The following is an 18,790-nucleotide window of genomic DNA, read 5'->3' as shown; positions in this document are numbered from 1 at the left end:
CCATGCGCAGGGGGCAAGGTTAAGCGGCACACCGGGCGGGAGCGCGCCACCGGGGTTTCGGCCGGGCATGATCACTTGGGTCCGGCGGGGTCGCGCAGCGGGGCGTAGCGCAGGAGCAGGACCAGGCCGGGGATGGCCGCCAGGGTGCAAAAAACAAAGAAACCCTGCCAACCCATGACCTGGGCCATCCAGCCGGTGGGCGCGCTGGCCAACACCCGGGGCACTCCGATGAGGCTGGAGAGCAGGGCGTATTGGGTGGCGGTGAAACGCCGGTCGGTAAGGCTGGCCATGAAGGCCAGAAAAGCGGCGGTGCCCATGCCCGAGGTGAGGTTCTCAAAGGCGATTACCGCCGCCAGGCCCGTGAGATGGTGCCCCAGGCCGGCCAACACGGCGAAGCCCGCGGTGCTCAATGCCTGTAACACACCGAAAATCCACAAACAACGGCGTATGCCCTGCTTGAGGATGATGATGCCTCCCAGCAGGCCGCCGGCAATGGTGGCCCAGAAGCCGAAAAGCTTGACCACCGCCCCGATTTCGGTCTTGGAAAACCCAAGGTCCAGGTAGAAAGGCGTGGTCATGGTGGAGGCCATGGAATCGCCGATCTTGTAAAGCAGCACGAAGGCCAACAGGCCCAGGGCCCCGGAGCGCTGGAAGTACTCCACAAAGGGCTCCACCACCGCTTCCTTGAGGGTGCGGGGGGTGCCGCCGGGGTGGGGCGGCTCGTGGCAGAGCAGGGTGGTGAACACCCCCAGCAGCATGGTGCCGGCCATGACCATGTAGACCATGGTGAAGCTGATGTGGTCGGCCAGGATCATGCCCCCGCCACTGGCCAGGAGCATGCCCACCCGGTAGCCGTTTACGTACAAGGAGGAGCCCAGGCCCAGCTCCTCGTCGCTCAAATCTTCCCGGCGATAGGCGTCCACCAGGATGTCCTGGGTGGCGCTGAAAAAGGTGACCAGCAGGGCCACCAGGGCCACCATGGTGGGTTGTTGGGCGGGCTGGGTGAACCCCAGGCCCACGATGGCGGCCATGAGGCAGAGCTGGGCCACCAGCATCCAGCCCCGGCGGCGGCCCAAAAAGGGCAGGGTGTAGCGGTCCAGCAGCGGGGCCCACAGGAACTTGAGGGTATAGGGCAGGCCCACCAGGGCCATGAGCCCGATGGTGGCCAGGTCCACCCCCTCCTGGCGCATCCAGGCCTGCAACAGACTGATGGTGAGTAGCAGGGGCAGCCCGCAGGCAAAGCCCATGAGCAGCGACACCAGCATGCGGGTGTTGAATATCTGGCGGATCAGGCCGCTCATGGGTGAACCCACGCGGCGGGGGCCGAAGGGCCGGGTGCGTATGAAATGGATACGGGGGCTGTTTTGAGGCGGATTAGGGGCGCCGGGACCATCACTCTACTTCGACCAGCTCCACGCTGACCACTTCCAGGATGCGCATTCCACCGGGGGTCTTGACCTTGATCTCGTCGCCTTCTTCCTTGCCCAACAGGGCCTGGCCGATGGGCGAGGTCATGGAGATGCGGCCGCAGTTGGCGTCGCTTTCGGCGGATCCCACGATCTGGTAGCTGTGTTCCTCGTCGCCCTCAACGTCGTAGACCGTGGCCCGGCAGCCGAACACCACCCGGCCGTTGGGCTCGGGCAGGGGGTCCACCACCTCGGCGGTGGCCAGCAGGGTCTCCAGCTCCGATATCTTGGACATGATGATGGCGTTGCGTTCCTTGGCCGCGTGGTACTCGGCGTTTTCGCTCAAATCGCCGTGGGCCCGCGCTTCCTCGATGGCCCGAACGTTGGCCGGGAGCTCAATCTTGCGCAGGTTTACTAGCTGATCTTGCAGGTTTTGATAGCCTGGACGGCTTATGAGCGAACGCGACAACTGTCACTCCTCGATGGGCGCCAACGCGTGGCGCAAAAGGGGTAAACCAGCGGCGCGGACCGCGGGGTCCGCGCCATCGATGAAGAGTATAACACCATGGGACACGGGGCTCAACGCCCCTCATTAATTGAACCTGCCCACCTTGTTAAGCCCCAAGGCCGATGTTATACTACAAAACCCGTTCAAGGGACGAGGCTGACCGGGGAACTCCCTGAAAGCCCTTGAGCAATTAGCCCCGGCTGAGGCTTGACAGCCGGGGCGGTTTGCTATAGTCAACATCAGGCTCAGGGTGTGAGGCCATGAAGGTCGCGTTGACCGACATCCCCGCGGAAGGCATGGAGCTTTCCTTCAGCGATTCCGCGGCCGGGCCCAAGGATCTGGGCCCCCAGGTCGAGGCGGTGCAACAAGCGCCTTCGGCACGTTTGTGGCTGGAACGCGACGGCGACATGGTTACGGCCAGAGGCGCCTATAACGCGGATTTGGTCTTGTCGTGCAGCCGCTGCCTGGGTCCGGTGCCCTTGCGTCTGGAGGGCGAGCTGGATTGGGCCTTTCGCCCCTTGGTCCAGGAGGATCGCGAGGAGATCCAACTGGCCGAGGATGAGCTGGAGGTGTCCTTTTACGAGGACGGCCGGGTGGACCTTGGCCAGGCCTTGCGCGATGAAATCGGCTTGGCCCTGCCCATGGCCCCGTTGTGCCGTCCACAATGCGCGGGCCTGTGCCCGGTGTGCGGAAAGCCGGTGAAGCCGGGCGAAGCCTGCTGCCGCAAAGACAACGTTGATCCCCGCTGGGCCAAGCTGTCCCAGCTAAAGAAATAGTCCCGCAAACCCCGCGGCCCACGCGGCCGCTCTCGTGGAGAGTTAACAAAGATGGCTGTTCCCAAGAGACGTCATTCCACCACCCGGCGCGACAAACGCCGCTCCCATGACGCGATCACCCTGCCCAACCCGGTGGCCTGCCCCCAGTGCGGCGAGGCCAAGATGCCCCACAGGGTTTGTCCGTCTTGCGGCACCTACAAGGGCCGCCAGGTAGCCAAGGCCGAGGACTAGGCACCAGTAAATGCGCATTGCCCTGGACGGCATGGGCGGCGACAACGCCCCCGAGGCGGTGGTCAAGGGCGCCCTGCATGCCTTGGCTGAAACGCCGCCCGACGTGGAAATCGTCCTGGTGGGTCAGCCGGAGGTTCTGGAGCCCCTGCTGGAGCGGGAGAACGCGTCGTCGCCGCGCCTGAGCCTCCATCCGGCCGCCCAGGTGGTGGCCATGGACGAGTCGCCCAGCGTGGCCCTGCGGCGCATGCCCGGCTCCAGCATCCGGGTCTGCTACGACCTGCACAAATCCGGCGAGGCCGACGCGGTGGTGAGCGCGGGCAACTCCGGGGCCACCATGGCCCTGGGCGCGGTGGTCATGGGCCGTCTGGCCGAGGTGGACCGCCCGGCCCTGGCCTCGGCCTTCCCGGCGCTAAGGGGGCCCACTCTGCTCATAGACGTGGGGGCCAACGTTGATTGCAGCCCGCTCATGCTCATGCAGTTCGGCTACATGGGCTCGGTCTACGCCGAGCGGGTGATGGGGCTCAGCCGGCCCAAGGTCGGCATCCTCTCCATCGGCGAGGAGCCCGGCAAGGGCAACACGGCGGTAAAGCAGGCCGCCGAGCACCTGAAAAACAGCGGCCTCAACTTCATCGGCAACGTGGAAGGCCGCGACATGTTCGTGGGCGAGACCCAGGTCATCGTCTGCGACGGTTTCGTGGGCAACGTCTGCATCAAGCTGGTGGAAGGCTTTGCCGACACCTTTGAGTATTTTTTTCGGGAATACATGGCCCACAGCATCAAGGCCCGCTTGGGCGGCCTGCTTTTGCGGGAGCAATTCCGCGACGTGGCCAGCCGGCTCGATTATTCCAACTACGGGGGCGCGCCCCTTTTGGGCATCAACGGGGTCGGCCTGATCGCCCACGGCGCTTCCTCGCCCAAGGCAATCGCCACGGCGGTCAAAATGGCCTCCAACACGGTGCGCGCCGAAGTGACCCGCCACTTGGCCGAGGGCCTGGAACAGTACCGCGGACGGCTTCTGGGCGACATAGCCCACTCCTAAAGAATCCGGCACCTTCGTTGCCGAGCCGCAGAACCAGGGGAGAAAGAAAGATAGATGGACTATTTCTTCACCGAAGAACAGGAAATGATCCGCGACCTCTGCCGGCAGATCGCCGAAGAGCGCATCAAGCCGGTCCGGGCCGAGTTGGATGAAAAGGAAGAATTTCCCCACGAGATCATGAAAGCCCTGGCCCAGGCCGACCTGTTCCAGATCATCATTCCCGAGCAGTACGGCGGCCTGGGGGGCGGTTGCCTGGAAAACTGCATCGCGGTGGAAGAGCTCTCCCGCGCCTGCTGCGGCGTTTCCACCAGCTACGCGGCTTCCTTCCTGGGCGCCTATCCCATGCTCTTGTTCGGCAGCGAGGCCCAGAAGGAAAAGTATCTGCCCCTGATCGGCAGCGGCGAGCAACTCTGCGCCTTCGCCCTCACCGAGTCCTCCTCGGGCTCCGACGCGGGCAGCATCAAGACCGAGGCGGTCAAGGACGGCGATTCCTACGTGCTTAACGGCTCCAAACAGTGGATCACCAACGGCGGCGAGGCCGGGGTGTACACGGTGGTGGCCATCACCGACCGCAACAAGGGGGCCCGCGGGGCCACCGCCTTCATCGTCGAGGCCGACGATCCCGGCTTCAGCATCGGCAAAAAAGAAGTCAAGATGGGTATCCGGGCCAGCGCCACGGCGGAGCTGATCTTCAACGACTGCCGCATCCCGGCCGACCGCGTTCTGGGCAAGGAAGGCCTGGGCTTCGTGGTGGCCATGCGCACCTTTGACAAGTCACGCCCCGGCGTGGGCGCCCAGGCGGTGGGCGTGGCCCAGGGCGCCTTGGACGAGGCCGCGTCCTTCGCCAGGGTGCGCAAGCAGTTCGGCAAGCCCATCATCACCTTCCAGGCGGTTAGCCACATGCTGGCCGACATGGCCGTGGACGTGGAGGCCGCGCGGGCCCTGGTTTATGCCACCGCCCGCTACATCGACTCCGGGGCCAAGGACTTCTCCAAGGTCAGCGCCATGGCCAAGGTCTTCCCCACCGACATGGCCATGCGGGTGACCACCAACGCCGTGCAGGTGTTGGGCGGCCACGGCTACATGCGCGAGTATCCGGTGGAGAAGATGATGCGCGACGCCAAGATTCTCCAGATTTACGAAGGCACCAACCAAATTCAACGCAACGTCATCGGGCAGGAGTTGAACAAGGAGTACGGGCGCAGCAAGTAAGGCGTCTCGGAGCACGTTTTTAGATGAAGATCGCAGTTTGCATCAAGCAGGTTCCGGACACGGCCAACGTCAAGCTGGACCCCGAAACCCACACCCTCAAGCGCGAGGGGGTGGAGAGCATCGTCAACCCCTTTGACTTGTTCGCCCTGGAAGCGGCCCTGCGCATCAAAGAGGCCGCCGGCGGCGAGATCGTGGCCATCACCATGGGCCCGCCCCAGGCCGAGGCGGTCATCAAGGAGGCCATCGGCTTCGGCGTGGACGAGGGCCTGCTCCTGAGCGACCGGGCCTTTGCCGGGGCCGACACCTGGGCCACCACCGCCACCCTGGCGGGGGCCATCGAGGGCCTGGGCGGCGTGGATCTGGTGATCTGCGGCAAGCAGGCGGTGGACGGCGACACGGCCCAGGTGGGGCCGGGTATCGCCCAGCGCCTGGGCCTGCCCCACGTGGCCTTTGTCAAGGGCTTCCGCGAGATCACCGGCGAGCGCCTGGTGGTGGAACGCCAGATGGACGACGGCTACGACGTGGTTGAGTTGCCCCTGCCCGCGCTGATGACCGTGGTGCGCGAGGTGGGCGAACCCCGGCCGCCGTCGCTCAAGGGCAAGATGAGGGCCAAGAAATACGTAGTGCCCATGCGGGGCGCCGCCGAGTTGGGCCTCACGGCCGAACAGGTGGGCCTGGCCGGCAGCTTCACCCAGGTGGTCAAGGTCTTCGCTCCCACTCACAGCGGTGATCGTCGCAGGCTTCAGGGCAGCGACGATGAGATGGGAACTCAAGTGATAGACGCCCTGGTCGAAAACCAGGTCATCATGCTGGGGAGCTAGGACCGTGGGCGTGATCATCGACAAAGAACTTTGCATCGGCTGCGAACAGTGCGTGGACGCCTGCCCCTTTGACGCCGTGGAGATGAAGCGGGAGGTTCCCGAGGTAAGCGACGCCTGCACCCTGTGCGGCTCCTGCGCGGACGTCTGTCCCGAGGGAGCCATCACCGTGCCCGAGGTGGAGCGGGCCCAGGACGATCGGGCCGCCGAGGCCAAGGGCGTGTGGGTCTATGCCGAGGTGCGCGCCGGGCAGATGCCCGAGGTGGTGGCCGAGCTTTTGGGCCAGGGCCGCCGCTTGGCCGAGCAGCTGGACGTGGAACTGGGCGCGGTGGTGTTGGGCCACGGCCTGGACGGCGCGGCCGGCGAGTTGTTCGCCATGGGCGCCGACGTGGTCTACGCGGCCGACGACCCCCGCCTGGCCGATTTCAACGACGACATCTACTGCCAGGTGCTGGCCCGGCTCATCGCCGAATACAAGCCCGAGGTGCTCCTGGCCGGAGCCACTTCCATCGGCCGCTCCATGATTCCCCGGGTGGCCACCGCGGCGGCCACCGGCCTCACCGCCGATTGCACCGGGCTGGCCATCGATCCGGAAAAGCGGCTCTTGTTGCAGACCCGCCCCGCCTTTGGCGGCAACATCATGGCCACCATCGTCTGCCCCTCCGCCCGGCCCCAGATGGCCACGGTGCGGCCTCGGGTGATGAAGCGCGGCGAGCTGCGCCAAGGGGCCCAAGGCCGGCTGGTAACGGTCAGCCTGAGTGATGAGGAGAAATCCCTCACCAAGGTGCTGGAGGTGGTTCAGTCCCTGGAGGAGAACGTCAACCTGACCGGAGCCGACGTGGTGATAACCGGCGGGCGTGGCGTGGGCGGCCCCGAGGGCTTCCAGCTGGTGGGCCAGCTGGCCGAGGCCCTGGGCGGGGTGGTGGGCGCCACCCGGGGCGCGGTGGACTCGGAGTGGATCGGCCACGCTCATCAGGTGGGCCAGACCGGCCGCACCGTGGCCCCCAAGCTGTATGTAGCCCTCGGAGTGAGCGGCGCGGTACAACATCTTGTGGGTATGCAGGGTTCTGATACTATAGTGGCGGTCAACAAGGACCCCAACGCGCCCATTTTCGATGTGGCTCATTATGGTATAGTAGGGGACTTGTTTAAGGTGGCGCCGGCCATGCTGTCGCGCCTGAAACAGTTGCGCGGCCAGGGCTAGACCCCGGCCGGTTCGCTGATGGCTAGATAAGGGCCTTGGCCCTCGAAAGGTGTTAGGTTGGCGGAGCAAAGCAAGGTTCATCTGATTACCGGCGGTTCCCGCGGCATCGGCCGCTCCATCGCCCTGGCCCTGGCTTCGGCGGGCGACGTGGTCTATTTCAACCACTTCGACCCCGACGAGTCGGCGGCCCGGGAAACCGTGGGCCTGCTGGAGCAGGCCGGAGTGACGGCTTTTGGCGAGAAGTTCGATATCTGCGACCAGGAGCAGGTGAACGACTGGGTGGGCAAGGCCTTCGAGGCCCAGGGCCGCCTGGACAACCTGATCAACAACGCCGGCATCACCATGGACGGCCTGCTGGTGCGCATGAGCGCGGAGCAGTTCAACAAGGTCATTCAGGTGAACCTGGTGGGTTCGTTTTACTGCCTGCAGGCCGCGGCCAAGCTGATGATGAAGCAGCGTTTCGGCTCCATAGTCAATCTGGCCAGCGTGGCCGGCCAGATCGGCAATGCCGGCCAGGTCAACTACGCCGCCTCCAAGGCCGGGGTCATCGCCATGACCAAGACCGCGGCCAAGGAGCTGGCCCCCAGGGGCGTGCGGGTCAACGCCGTGGCCCCGGGCTTCATCGAGACCGAGATGACCAAGACCATCCCCGAAAAGGTGGCCGAGGTAATGAAGAGCATGATTCCCCTCGGCCGTCCCGGCCAGCCCGAGGACGTAGCCGACGTGGTGGCTTTCCTGTGTTCGCACGAGGCGCGCTACCTCACCGGGCAGGTGCTTTCCATCAACGGCGGGCTGTATATGTAAGGCCGCCCCCTGGGCGGATTTTATAAAATCGACAATGACGCTTGCGCTAGGCAGAGCGAATATGTCAAGGCGGGCCCAAGGGCCCGGGTAAATTTGGGAGAATAATTTCCATGGACGACATCAAGGCAAAAGTCAAAGAGATAATCTGCGAGCAGCTTTCCGTGGCCCCCGAGGACGTCGTGCCCGAGGCTTCCTTTGTCGACGACCTGGGCGCCGATTCTCTGGACCTGGTGGAAATGATTATGGCCATGGAAGAGGCCTTTGACGTGTCCATCGCCGACGAGGACGCCGAGAAGATCAAGACCGTCCAGGACGCTTGGAACTACATCGAGCAGCTTAAGCAATAGCGTCCGGTGGCGAGTTTTGGCCGCGCCCGGACCTGCCGGCTCAGGCGCGGTTATACGTTTGCCTCTGGGCGGTTAAGGAGAGGCCGTGCAGCGTAGGGTCGTGGTAACTGGATTGGGGCTGGTGACTCCCTTGGGCACCGGCGTGGAAAAGAGTTGGGAAGGGCTCAAGGCCGGCAAGAGCGGCATTGGTCCCATCACCCGCTTCGATGCGTCTTCTTTCAAGACCCAGATAGCCGGCGAAGTCCACGACTTCGACCCGGAAGAATGGGTGCCCAAGAAGAAGATACGTCGGCTCGATCCCTTCATCCATTTCGCCATCGGCGCCGCGCGCATGGCCTGGGCCATGGCCGGGATGCCCGAGGTCCTGGACGAGGAAAGGTCTCCCAGGGCGGGATGTGTCTTGGGAGTGGGGCTGGGAGGCCTGGTCACCCTGGAAGAAACCATCCGCATGACCGAGCACCAGGGCTTCAACCGGGTGAGCCCCTTCTTCATCCCCAAGCTCATCGGCAACATGGCCCCCGGCGAAGTGTCCATGATCCACAACCTCAAGGGACCCAACACCTGCGTGTGCACCGCCTGCGCCGCCGGAACCCACGCGGTGGGCGAGGCCATGAAGATGATCCAGCGGGGCGTGGCCGACATCATGGTCTGCGGTGGCGCAGAGGTGGTGTGCACCGCCACCACCCTGGCCGGTTTCGGGGCCGCCCGGGCGCTCAGCACCCGCAACAACGAGCCCACCAGGGCCAGCCGCCCCTTCGACGCCCAGCGCGACGGCTTCATCATGTCCGAGGGGTCGGGCGTGCTGGTATTGGAAGACCTGGAGAGCGCCAAGGCGCGTGGGGCCAACATCCTGGCCGAGCTGGTGGGGTACGGCCTCAGCGCCGACGCCTACCACATGACCGCTCCCGACCCCAGCGCCATGGGCTTCGTGCGCTGCATGAAGATGGCCCTGGACGACGCGGGAGTGGCTCCCGAGGACGTGGACTACATCAACGCCCACGGAACTTCCACCGATCTCAACGACGCCACCGAGACCAAGGCCATCAAGATTCTCTTCGGGGACTACGCCTACAAGGTGGCCATAAGCAGCACCAAGAGCATGCTGGGACACATGTTGGGCGCCACCGGCGGGGTGGAGGCGGCCATCGCCGTCCTGGCCCTGCGCGACCAGATCATGCCGCCCACGGTCAATTATGAGAACCCCGATCCCGAGTGCGACCTGGACTACGTGCCCAACCAGGCTCGGGAAGGCAAGATTAACACCGTACTGAGCAATTCCTTCGGCTTCGGCGGCACCAACGCCAGCGTGTTGTTCAAGACCTACCAGCCCTAGGCTGGAGGCGGGACGGCGATGGCGGCCCGGGCCGAGGCGTTTCGCCCCTGGAAGGCCGCTTCAGTTGAAAGCCAGACCTAGCAAAGACGCCTACTACCTGGAAATCGCCCGCGAAGTAAGCCGCCGGGGCACCTGCCTGCGGCGCAAGTACGGCGCGGTGATCGTCAAGGACGACCAGATCGTATCCACCGGCTACGCCGGGGCTCCCCGGGGGGTGGCCAACTGCGTGGATCTGGGCCGTTGCCTGCGCCAGGAGCTCAACATCCCCTCGGGCCAGCGCTACGAACTGTGCCGCTCGGTGCACGCCGAGATGAACGCGGTGATCCACGCCTCGCGCTCCCAGACCCTGGGGGCCACCTTGTATTTGTCCGGAGTGGAGATGGACGACGGACTGCCCACCGAGAATCCCGAGCCTTGTCTGCTGTGCCGCCGGGTCATAATCAACGCCGGCATCGACAAGGTGGTGGTGCATCCGCGGGATGCCGAAATCACCGCCCTGGATCCCCAGGACTGGATCGACGAAGAGAATCAAGCCGCCCGCATGGGCCTGGTGGCGCCCGTGGCCCTGGAGGGGGAATACGGCCTGTCGGGCCGCAAACAGGGAGAAAACTCATGAGGTGCCCGTTCTGCGGCAAGTTGGATAACAAGGTGGTGGATTCGAGGGTGAGCAAAGACGCCTCGGTGATCCGCCGCCGCCGCCAGTGTCTGGACTGCGACCAGCGCTTCACCACCTATGAGCGGGTGGAGGAGATGGAGACCTATGTCGTCAAGAAGGACGGCAGCCGTGAGGTCTTCGACCGGGCCAAGCTCAAGACGGGCGTCCTCAAAGCCCTGCACAAGCGTCCGGTGTCCATTGAAAAGGTCGATGCTTTCCTGGACAACCTGGAGACCAGCTTTCAGGAGCGCAATCTGCGCGAGATCCCGGTGCGCGAGCTGGGCGAAGCGGTAATGAACCTGCTCAAGGAGCTGGACGACGTGGCCTACGTGCGCTTTGCCAGCGTGTACCGCGAGTTCCGCGACGTGGACGAGCTGATGCGCGAGGTTAAGAAGCTGGTGGCCCAGCGCGAGGAAAACTGACCGGGCCGCCGATGGCTATCCGTCCCCCAGAACCCCAGGACATCCATTTCATGCGCCGGGCCCTGGCCCTGACCCGCCGGGGTCTGGGCCGCAGCTCGCCCAACCCGGCGGTGGGCGCGGTGGTGGTGGCCCGGGGCCGGGTGGTGGGCCAAGGCTGGCACGCCAAGGCCGGGGAGCCCCACGCCGAGGTGCACGCCCTCAAGCAAGCCGGGGAGCTGGCCCGGGGAGCCACCATCTACGTCACCCTGGAGCCCTGCCACCACGCCGGGCGCACCCCGCCCTGCACCCAGGGCATCCTGGCCGCGGGCATCGCGCGGGTGGTGTACGGGGCTTCCGACCCCAACCCCCGGGTGGCCGGAGGCGGGGGAAGTTTTTTGGCTGAACAGGGGTTGGACGTGACGCCGGGGGTGTTGGAGGCGGCCTGCGCCTGGGAGCACCGCTTTTTTATGACCCACGTCACCACCGGACGGCCCCACGTGATCCTCAAGACCGCGGCCACCATGGACGGCAAGACCGCCAGCGCCACCGGGCACAGCCGCTGGGTCACCGGGGGCGCCAGCCGCCGCTTCGTGCACCGGCTGCGGGGCTGGGTGGACGCCATCATGGTGGGCTCTGGCACCGCGCTGGCCGACGACCCCCAGCTGACCTGCCGCCTGGCGGGCCGGTCCAACCCCTTGCGGGTGGTGGTGGACAGCCGTTTGCGCCTGCCGGTAACGGCCCGGGTGCTGGACCCGGCCCAGGCGCCGGGCTGCCTGGTGGCCTGCCTGGACGGCGCGCCCCTGGAGAGGGCCCAGGCCCTGAGCGACGCCGGAGCCCAGGTTTTGCGCCTGCCCCCGGACGCCGCGGGACGGGTGGATCTGAGCGCGCTCCTGGGCGAGCTGGGAGGGCGGGGCATCACCAGCCTGCTGGCCGAGGGAGGGGCCGGTCTGGCCTGGTCCCTGCTGGAGGGCGGGCTGGTCAACGAGGTCATGTATTTTTACGCGCCCAAGCTGGTGGGCGGGGCCGCCGCTCCCTCCATGGTGGGCGGGCCCGGCCTGGAGCGCATGGATAAGGCCTGGCCTTTGAGCCGCCCCATGGTGCGGCGTTTCGGCGATGATGTTATGCTGTGGTCCATCATCCAAGCTTAGGCATCATTACAGAGAAATTTTTGTAAAGGAGCGTTGAAATGGGCAACCCTTTCCGCTGGGTGGAGTTGAACACCGACGACCTGGATGGCGCCAAGGAATTTTACAGCGAGATTTTCGATTGGAAGATGAAGTCTTTTGAGGAATCCAGCATTCCTTACTACTTCATCAATACCGGCGGAGATGCCGAAGGCGGCATGATGGCCAAGACCAATCCTCACACTCCCACCGCCTGGACCCCCTTTGTGGAGGTCAAGGAGCTATCGTCCGTGTGCGACAAGGTGGAGCGCCTGGGCGGCACCATCCTCAAACACAAGACCTCCGTTCCGGGCATGGGCTGGTTCGCCGTGATCAAGGATCCCCAGGGAGCGCTGTTTGGCCTGTGGCAGCCCCGGCGGGACTAGGCGCGAGCCGGAATAGCGAGTAGGAGCTTATGTTCACCGGACTGGTGGAAGGCCTGGGCCGGGTGGGGCGCATCACCCCCCAGGGCCCGGACAGCGTGCTGAGCATCAGCGCGCCCTGGCCAGCGGAGCAGACCGTGCTGGGTGAGTCCATCGCGGTAAACGGGGCCTGCCTCACGGTGACCCGCATCGGCGCCGACGGGTTCGCGGTGGACGTGTCGGCCGAGACGCTCTCGCGCACCACCCTGGGAGGCCTCCGGCTGGGCGACAGGGTGAATCTGGAACGGGCCATGCAGTTGGGCGATCGCCTGGGGGGCCATCTGGTCACCGGGCACGTGGATTGCGTGGGCACGTTGCAAAAGCTGGAACAGGTGGGCGGCTCCACCCGCATCGAGGTGGGCATCCCGCCCGAGCACCTGCGTTTTGTGGTGGAAAAGGGCTCGGTGGCCCTGAACGGCATCAGCCTCACGGTCAACCAGGTGGGGAGCGAAAGCTTCAGCCTGAATATTATTCCCCACACCATGACCGCCACCACCCTTCACCTTGCCAAGCAAGGCGATTCTGTTAATATTGAGACCGACCTCATAGGCAAGTACGTGGCAAGGCTACTTAATCGCGATGAGGACGGCCCCGGGGCCTCCAAGGGCCTGAGCATGGAAGACCTCAAGCGCATGGGCTGGTAGCCGGGGCGGGACGGCGGAGAAAGCGGTTGGAGCAGGGGACGGAGCTGGTTGGGTATTTCCCTGGTGCGATCGGCGAGGTAACCCGGCTGCACGCCACCTACTACGCCCGATACTGGAGCCTGGATCTATCGTTCGAGGCCCAGGTGGGCCGCGAATTGGCCGAGTTTATGGAGCGGGCCGATCCGGCCCGCGACTTGTTCCTGGCAGCCAAGGACGATGACCGCCTGGCCGGCTGCGTGGCCCTGGACGGCTCCTTTGATGAGGGGGCCAGGCTTCGCTGGTTCATCGTGGACCCGGGATGGCACGGCCGGGGCCTGGGGCGTAAGCTTTTAAGTCGCTGCCTGGAGTTCGCCCGCCAGGCGGGGCATCGCAAGGTCTTTTTGTGGACCTTCGCCGGGCTGGATGCGGCCCGGCGCCTGTATGAAGACGCTGGTTTCACCTTGGCCGAAGAGCACGAGGTGCAGCAATGGGGCGGACGCATCGTCGAGCAGAAATTCGAATTGCACCTTTAGGGCCCAGCCTGCGCCGCCGCCGGAGCCGGGCCCTCTTTGACAAGGCGGCGGCCGGAGAGAAGACATCATGCCCGTGGCCAGCATAGAAGAGGCCATCGAGGATATTCGCAACGGTAAGATGGTCATCCTGGTGGATGACGAGGACCGTGAGAACGAAGGCGACCTGACCATGGCCGCGGAGATGGTGACCCCCGAGGCCATCAACTTCATGGCCACCCATGGCCGGGGTCTCATCTGCCTAAGCCTCATCCCCGACCAGGCGGATCGCCTGGGCCTCACCCCCATGGTGCGCGACAACAAGTCTCCCTTTGAGACCGCCTTTACCGTATCCATCGAGGCCAGCAAGGGAGTGACCACCGGCATCAGCGCCCACGACCGCTCCCACACCATCCGCACGGCGGTGGACCCGTCCTCCGGTCCCGACGACCTGGTCAGCCCCGGCCACGTGTTTCCGCTCCGGGCCCGCCGGGGCGGGGTGTTGGTGCGCACCGGGCAGACCGAGGGCTCGGTGGACCTGGCCCGCCTGGCCGGGCTCACCCCGGCCGGGGTGATCTGCGAGATCATGAAAGACGACGGCACCATGGCCCGCATGCCCGACCTGGAGGTCTTCGCGGAGCAACACGGGCTCAAGATCGTGACCGTGGCCGACCTGGTTTCCTATCGCATGGGCCATGAGTCTTTCGTGCACCGCCAGGCCCAGGTGCGCCTGCCCACCGACTTTGGCGAGTTCACGGCCATGGGTTATACCAACGACGTGGACAACCTGGAGCACGTGGCCCTGGTCAAGGGCGAGATCGATCCGGAAAAACCGGTGCTGGTCCGGGTGCACTCCCAGTGCCTCACCGGCGACGTGTTCCATTCGCGCCGCTGCGACTGCGGCGACCAGTTGGCCGAGGCCTTGGGCAAGATCGAGGCCGAGGGCTCTGGCGTGCTCTTGTACATGAGCCAGGAGGGCCGGGGCATAGGCTTGGTAAACAAGCTGAGGGCCTACGAGCTGCAGGACCACGGGGCCGACACGGTGGAGGCCAACGAGCGCCTGGGCTTCCCGGCCGACCTGCGCGACTACGGCATCGGGGCTCAGATATTGGCCGACCTGGGGGTCCGCCAGATGCGTCTTATGACCAACAACCCCAAAAAAATGGTGGGTCTGGACGGCTACGGGCTTTCGGTGGTGGAGCGGGTTCCCTTGGAGATTCCGCCCTGCGCCGATAACGAAGTCTACCTGCGCACCAAGTGCACCAAAATGGGGCATCTGCTCAAACAGGCCGCCAAAGCGGCCGATAGGGGGTGATATGGCCAAGGTAATCGAGGGGTCCTTAAAGGCCCAAGGAATCAAGGTGGCCCTGGTGGCCGGCCGCTTCAACGACTTCATCACCTCAAAGCTGGTGGAGGGAGCCCTGGACACGCTCAAGCGCCACGGCGCGGCGGACCAGAACCTCACGGTGGTGTGGGTGCCCGGCTCCTTTGAAATTCCCCTGGTGGCCCGCAAGCTGGCGGCCGGCGGCAAATACGACGCGGTCATCACCCTGGGGGCGGTGATCCGGGGCGCCACGGCCCACTTCGACTACGTGGCCGCCGAGGTGTCCAAGGGCGTGGCCCAGGCCGGCCTGGAGACCGGGGTGCCGGTTATTTTCGGGGTGCTCACCACCGACAGCATCGAGCAGGCCATCGAGCGGGCCGGCACCAAGGCCGGCAACAAGGGCGCCGACGCCGCCATGGCCGCCATGGAAATGGTCGACCTGTTCAAGAATCTTTAGAGTGGGCGAACGCCGTAAAAGCCGCGAGCTGGCCCTCAAGGTGCTCTATCAAATGGAGCACGGTGACGCCACCGCCCAGGAGGCCCTGGACAGCTTCGCGGACAACTTTGCCGCGCCCAAACGGCTGTGGGTCTATGCCCAGGAACTGGTCAACGGCATCGCGGAGCACGCCGCCGCGATAGACCAGGCCCTGGCCGAGGCCAGCCGCAGTTGGCGGGTAGAGCGGATGTCGCGGGTGGACCGCAACATCCTGCGTCTGGCCTGCTACGAGATGCTCTTCAGCGGCGGCTCGGTACCGCCCAAGGTGGCCATCAACGAGGCGGTGGAGTTGGCCAAGCGCTACGGCGCGGAGGACTCGCCGGGATTCATCAACGCGGTGCTGGACTCCTTGCTGGCCGCCGCCAACTAGGCCAGGCCATGCCGCCCAGCAGCACCTTCAACAACCTGCCTTCCGACAAGCAAGAGCGCATCCTGGACGAAGCCCTGAGCGAGTTCGCGGCCAAGGGCTACGCCCGGGCCTCGCTCAACCGCCTGGTGAGCCGCCTGGGCATAGCCAAGGGCAGCATCTTCAAATACTTCCGCGACAAGCCCGGCTTGTTCTCCCAGGTGTTCGATTTTTCGGTGGAGCGGGTGAAGCGCCATTTGCGCCGGGTGCGCGAGGACACCAAGGGCCAGGACGTGTTCACCCGCCTGGAGATCAGCCTGCTGGCGGGCCTGGAGATGATCGCGGCCAACCCCCGCTTGTTCCAGTTTTACCTTCGGGTGATGTTCGAGGGCGACGTGCCCTTCCGGGGGCGCCTGCTGGCCTCCATCCGCCTGTTCAGCCACGACTACATCATGGACCTGCTGACCGACGGGGTAGCCGACGGCCAATTGCGGGCGGACCTGGATTTGGAAATGGCCGCTCTGGTGGTGGACGCCACCTTGGAGCGCTTTTTGATTGCTTCGGTGATGGAGCACATGGACACCGGCCTGTGCCTCAAGGACGCCGACGCGGCCCATGCGGCGCAGCTGGCCGCCGGTCTGGTGGACACGCTGCGCCGGGGATTGGGGGCTGAATCATGAGTTTGTGGTTGATAACCGTCGCCATGGCCCCGGAGGCCCGCCTGTTGACCACCCGCTGGCAAGTCGCCGGCGATATCGGCCGCCGCCCCTGTTGGCGCGGCTCGTTGGCCGGGCGCGATACCCTGTTGCTGCTCACCGGCATCGGCCAGGTGAACGCGGCCCAGGCCGTCACCGCGGCCCTGGAGGCCGAACCCGGCATCGAGGCGGTGTTCAACCTGGGCTGCGCCGGGGCCTTTGAGGGCAGCGGCCTGCGAATCGGCCAGGCGGCCCTGGCCAGCGAGGTGGTGCTGGCCGACATGGGGGTGCAAAGCGCCGGGGGCCTGGCGGGCCTGGACGAGGTGGACATCGCCCTGGCCGGGCGCAGCACGGGCTTGCCGGTCTACAACCGCATCCCCTGCGACCTCGGCCTGAACGAGCTTATCCGGCGGGCCAACCCCGGCATAGCCCAAGGCCCCATGGCCACGGTGGGGCGCATCAGCGGCGACGCGGCCACGGCCCTGGCGGTGGGACGGCGCTGGGGGGCCATCATGGAAGAGATGGAAGGCGCGGCGGTGGGCCTGGTGGCCCGCTGGTACGCCAAGCCCTTCGCGGCCCTGAGGGGAGTCAGCAACCCCGCCGGGCTGCGCGAACTGGACCTGGCCGCCGGGGCCGAGGCGGCCCAGCGGGCCCTGTTGGCCTTGGGGTAGAGCTCGTGAATCCCCGCGAGATCGGCTTCGGGCTTTCGCCGTGCCCCAACGACACCTTTGCCTTTCACGCGGCCCTGCACGGCCTGGTGGATACCCGCGGCTGGCGGCTTCGCCCGCACATGGCCGACGTGGAGGAGCTCAACCGCCTGGCCCTGGCCGGTGAGTTGGAGATGACCAAGCTCAGTTTCCCGGCCTTGGGGCGCTGCCTGGATCGCTACGGCCTGCTAACCGCCGGAGCCGCCCTGGGCCGGGGCTGCGGCCCCCTGGTGGTGTGCCGCCCGGGCTTCGACCTGGAGCGGCTGGCCGAGGCGACCGTGGCCGTGCCCGGCTTCAACACCACCGCCTTCATGCTGCTCAGCTTGTACCTGGGCCGGGCGCCACTGGCCGAGGCCCTGGTCTTCGACCAGATCATGCCTGCCGTGGCCGAGAGGCGCTTCGAAGCGGGCCTCATAATCCACGAGGGGCGCTTCACCTTCGAAGGCTACGGCCTGCTGGCCCCGCTGGATCTGGGGGCCTGGTGGGAAGAGATCAGCGGGCTGCCCATTCCCCTGGGCTGCATCGCCGCCCGCCGGGACCTGGGCCGCGAGGCGGCGCGGGAGTTACAGGATATACTGAGTGCCAGCGTGGCCCACGCTCAGGCACGGCCCCAAGCCTCTCAAGAGTTCATGCTGGCCCATGCTCAGGAGATGCTGCCCGAGGTGGTGAACGAGCACATTGGGCTGTATGTTAACGACTTCAGCCGGGAGCTGGGCCCCGAGGGCTTGGCCGCGGTGGAAGAGCTCTTGGCCCGCGGCCGCGAGATAGGCCTGTTGCCCCAGGGCGGGTACTCCTTGCTGGCGGGATAAAAAATTTTGACCCCATGGGTCTGGATGCGTTAAATTTATTTCAATCCGCAGTGGATCACTACGGCATCTTTGCCTGGATGGAAAAAGGTGGAACCCGAGCCGCGACGAAGCCTTCTCCAGCGAGTAAAACTTGCTTTGGGGGTGACCCCAACCAACACCTCCGAGGATCTGGAGCGCGAGATTCACGGGTTGGTGGATGAAGGCGAGGCCAAGGGCCTCATCACCGCCAATGAGGGCCGCATGATCGAGGCGGTCCTGGACCTGGACGAAACTACCACCGGTCAGATCATGGTGCCGCGCACCGAAATGGCCACCGTGTCCAGCACGGCCAGCCTGGAGGAGGTGGTGCAGGTGATCGTGGAGTCGGGCCACTCGCGCCTGCCCATCACCGGCGAGGACCTGGACAACATCGTGGGAGTGGTACATGCCAAGGATCTCTTGCCCCATTGGGGCAAGAACGGCCGGGACGTGGATGTGACCGCCATGTGCAGGCCTCCCTTCTTTGTCCCGGAGTCCAAGCCGGTGGACCAGCTGTTCAGCGACTTCAAGCGCAAGCGGGCGCACCTGGCCATCGTGGTGGACGAATACGGCGGCACCGCCGGCATCGTCACCATCGAGGACGTGCTGGAAGAGATCGTCGGCGAGATCATCGACGAGTACGACCAGGAAGAGCCGCAGATAATGGAGCAGGCCGACAGCTCCATACTGGTGGACGCCCGCCTGGAGGTGGAGAAGCTGGCCGAGTACCTGGACATGGAGCTACCCGAGGAGCTGCCCGAGGGGCGCTTCGAGACCGTGGGCGGTTTTATCACCACCCTGCTGGGCCGGGTGCCCCGCGCCCAGGAAGAAGTAACCTACGGCCCCCTGCGTATGGTCGTGGTGGGGGCCGACGAGCGCCGTGTCACCGAGGTTCAGATTTTCAGCGGCTCCCAGCCCGCCTCGCCCAATCACGGAGACTGAAT

General features: G+C 65.6%; 24 protein-coding genes. 22 read left to right on the top strand and 2 right to left on the bottom strand.

Translation table 11 applies throughout. The features are described from left to right. Positions 1-71 precede the first annotated feature (71 nt). Positions 72-1,301, bottom strand: coding sequence for an AmpG family muropeptide MFS transporter (locus AACH32_RS12665; RefSeq protein ID WP_338599978.1), 1,230 nt, complete (start codon positions 1,299-1,301; stop codon positions 72-74). 91 nt (positions 1,302-1,392) lie between these two features. After that, positions 1,393-1,875, bottom strand: coding sequence for a transcription elongation factor GreA (greA, locus tag AACH32_RS12660; RefSeq protein ID WP_338599975.1), 483 nt, complete (start codon positions 1,873-1,875; stop codon positions 1,393-1,395). Between the two features lie 299 nt (positions 1,876-2,174). Between greA and AACH32_RS12655 the strand changes: the two genes are divergently transcribed. The 22 genes from AACH32_RS12655 (at position 2,175) to AACH32_RS12550 (ending at position 18,788) form a co-directional block, all read left to right on the top strand. After that, positions 2,175-2,690 (top strand): YceD family protein, encoded by a 516-nt coding sequence (locus AACH32_RS12655; protein WP_338599973.1) that lies wholly within the window; start codon positions 2,175-2,177, stop codon positions 2,688-2,690. Between the two features lie 51 nt (positions 2,691-2,741). Beyond that, entirely contained in the window at positions 2,742-2,921 is a 180-nt protein-coding gene (gene rpmF / locus AACH32_RS12650; RefSeq protein WP_338599970.1) for a 50S ribosomal protein L32, read from the top strand. Between the two features lie 10 nt (positions 2,922-2,931). Further along, positions 2,932-3,960, top strand: coding sequence for a phosphate acyltransferase PlsX (gene plsX / locus AACH32_RS12645; protein WP_338599967.1), 1,029 nt, complete (start codon positions 2,932-2,934; stop codon positions 3,958-3,960). 54 nt (positions 3,961-4,014) lie between these two features. After that, positions 4,015-5,172, top strand: a complete 1,158-nt coding sequence (locus AACH32_RS12640) for an acyl-CoA dehydrogenase family protein (RefSeq protein ID WP_338599964.1) — start codon at positions 4,015-4,017, stop codon at positions 5,170-5,172. A gap of 23 nt (positions 5,173-5,195) precedes the next feature. After that, positions 5,196-5,993, top strand: coding sequence for an electron transfer flavoprotein subunit beta/FixA family protein (locus tag AACH32_RS12635; protein WP_338599962.1), 798 nt, complete (start codon positions 5,196-5,198; stop codon positions 5,991-5,993). 4 nt (positions 5,994-5,997) lie between these two features. Then, positions 5,998-7,194 carry an electron transfer flavoprotein subunit alpha gene (locus AACH32_RS12630; protein WP_338599960.1) on the top strand — a complete coding sequence of 399 codons (1,197 nt, stop codon included), beginning with the start codon at positions 5,998-6,000 and terminating at the stop codon, positions 7,192-7,194. A 57-nt stretch (positions 7,195-7,251) separates the two neighbouring features. Beyond that, the gene (gene fabG, locus AACH32_RS12625; protein ID WP_338599957.1) at positions 7,252-7,998 is read left to right on the top strand and encodes a 3-oxoacyl-[acyl-carrier-protein] reductase; all 747 of its coding nucleotides are present in this window, start codon (positions 7,252-7,254) and stop codon (positions 7,996-7,998) included. Between the two features lie 110 nt (positions 7,999-8,108). After that, positions 8,109-8,345, top strand: a complete 237-nt coding sequence (gene acpP, locus AACH32_RS12620) for an acyl carrier protein (protein WP_338599954.1) — start codon at positions 8,109-8,111, stop codon at positions 8,343-8,345. 85 nt (positions 8,346-8,430) lie between these two features. Next, positions 8,431-9,678, top strand: coding sequence for a beta-ketoacyl-ACP synthase II (gene fabF, locus AACH32_RS12615; RefSeq protein ID WP_338599952.1), 1,248 nt, complete (start codon positions 8,431-8,433; stop codon positions 9,676-9,678). 64 nt (positions 9,679-9,742) lie between these two features. Continuing rightward, on the top strand, positions 9,743-10,294 hold the full coding sequence (locus AACH32_RS12610) for a deoxycytidylate deaminase (protein WP_338599951.1): 552 nt from the start codon (positions 9,743-9,745) through the stop codon (positions 10,292-10,294). After that, entirely contained in the window at positions 10,291-10,755 is a 465-nt protein-coding gene (nrdR, locus tag AACH32_RS12605) for a transcriptional regulator NrdR (RefSeq protein WP_338599948.1), read from the top strand. Before AACH32_RS12610 ends, nrdR begins: the two co-directional genes overlap by 4 nt. 11 nt (positions 10,756-10,766) lie before the next feature. Next, positions 10,767-11,882 (top strand): bifunctional diaminohydroxyphosphoribosylaminopyrimidine deaminase/5-amino-6-(5-phosphoribosylamino)uracil reductase RibD, encoded by a 1,116-nt coding sequence (gene ribD, locus AACH32_RS12600; protein ID WP_338599944.1) that lies wholly within the window; start codon positions 10,767-10,769, stop codon positions 11,880-11,882. Between the two features lie 38 nt (positions 11,883-11,920). After that, positions 11,921-12,283, top strand: a complete 363-nt coding sequence (locus tag AACH32_RS12595; protein ID WP_338599942.1) for a VOC family protein — start codon at positions 11,921-11,923, stop codon at positions 12,281-12,283. 29 nt (positions 12,284-12,312) lie between these two features. Continuing rightward, the gene (locus tag AACH32_RS12590; protein ID WP_338599940.1) at positions 12,313-12,963 is read left to right on the top strand and encodes a riboflavin synthase; all 651 of its coding nucleotides are present in this window, start codon (positions 12,313-12,315) and stop codon (positions 12,961-12,963) included. Between the two features lie 26 nt (positions 12,964-12,989). Further along, positions 12,990-13,475 carry a GNAT family N-acetyltransferase gene (locus tag AACH32_RS12585; protein WP_338599938.1) on the top strand — a complete coding sequence of 162 codons (486 nt, stop codon included), beginning with the start codon at positions 12,990-12,992 and terminating at the stop codon, positions 13,473-13,475. A 67-nt stretch (positions 13,476-13,542) separates the two neighbouring features. Next, on the top strand, positions 13,543-14,766 hold the full coding sequence (locus AACH32_RS12580; RefSeq protein ID WP_338599935.1) for a bifunctional 3,4-dihydroxy-2-butanone-4-phosphate synthase/GTP cyclohydrolase II: 1,224 nt from the start codon (positions 13,543-13,545) through the stop codon (positions 14,764-14,766). 1 nt (position 14,767) lies between these two features. Further along, positions 14,768-15,232, top strand: a complete 465-nt coding sequence (gene ribH, locus AACH32_RS12575; RefSeq protein WP_338599933.1) for a 6,7-dimethyl-8-ribityllumazine synthase — start codon at positions 14,768-14,770, stop codon at positions 15,230-15,232. Position 15,233: 1 nt separating this feature from the next. Then, positions 15,234-15,641 carry a transcription antitermination factor NusB gene (gene nusB, locus AACH32_RS12570; protein ID WP_338599931.1) on the top strand — a complete coding sequence of 136 codons (408 nt, stop codon included), beginning with the start codon at positions 15,234-15,236 and terminating at the stop codon, positions 15,639-15,641. An 8-nt stretch (positions 15,642-15,649) separates the two neighbouring features. Further along, positions 15,650-16,297 (top strand): TetR/AcrR family transcriptional regulator, encoded by a 648-nt coding sequence (locus AACH32_RS12565; RefSeq protein WP_338599929.1) that lies wholly within the window; start codon positions 15,650-15,652, stop codon positions 16,295-16,297. Beyond that, complete coding sequence (gene mqnB, locus AACH32_RS12560; RefSeq protein WP_338599927.1) at positions 16,294-16,983, top strand: futalosine hydrolase; 690 nt, start codon at positions 16,294-16,296, stop codon at positions 16,981-16,983. Before AACH32_RS12565 ends, mqnB begins: the two co-directional genes overlap by 4 nt. Positions 16,984-16,988: 5 nt before the next feature. Then, the gene (locus AACH32_RS12555; RefSeq protein ID WP_338599924.1) at positions 16,989-17,828 is read left to right on the top strand and encodes a 1,4-dihydroxy-6-naphthoate synthase; all 840 of its coding nucleotides are present in this window, start codon (positions 16,989-16,991) and stop codon (positions 17,826-17,828) included. A gap of 141 nt (positions 17,829-17,969) precedes the next feature. Beyond that, a complete protein-coding gene (locus AACH32_RS12550) occupies positions 17,970-18,788 on the top strand; it encodes a hemolysin family protein (protein WP_338606663.1) in 819 nt (272 codons plus the stop codon). Positions 18,789-18,790 lie beyond the last annotated feature (2 nt).

It is taken from the genome of Desulfoferula mesophila (genome assembly GCF_037076455.1).
In the GTDB taxonomy this organism is placed as follows: Bacteria; Desulfobacterota; Desulfarculia; order Desulfarculales; family Desulfarculaceae; genus Desulfoferula; species Desulfoferula mesophila.
Note: the sequence above shows the minus strand (reverse complement) of the source record. Positions and strands in the feature narration are given on the sequence as shown.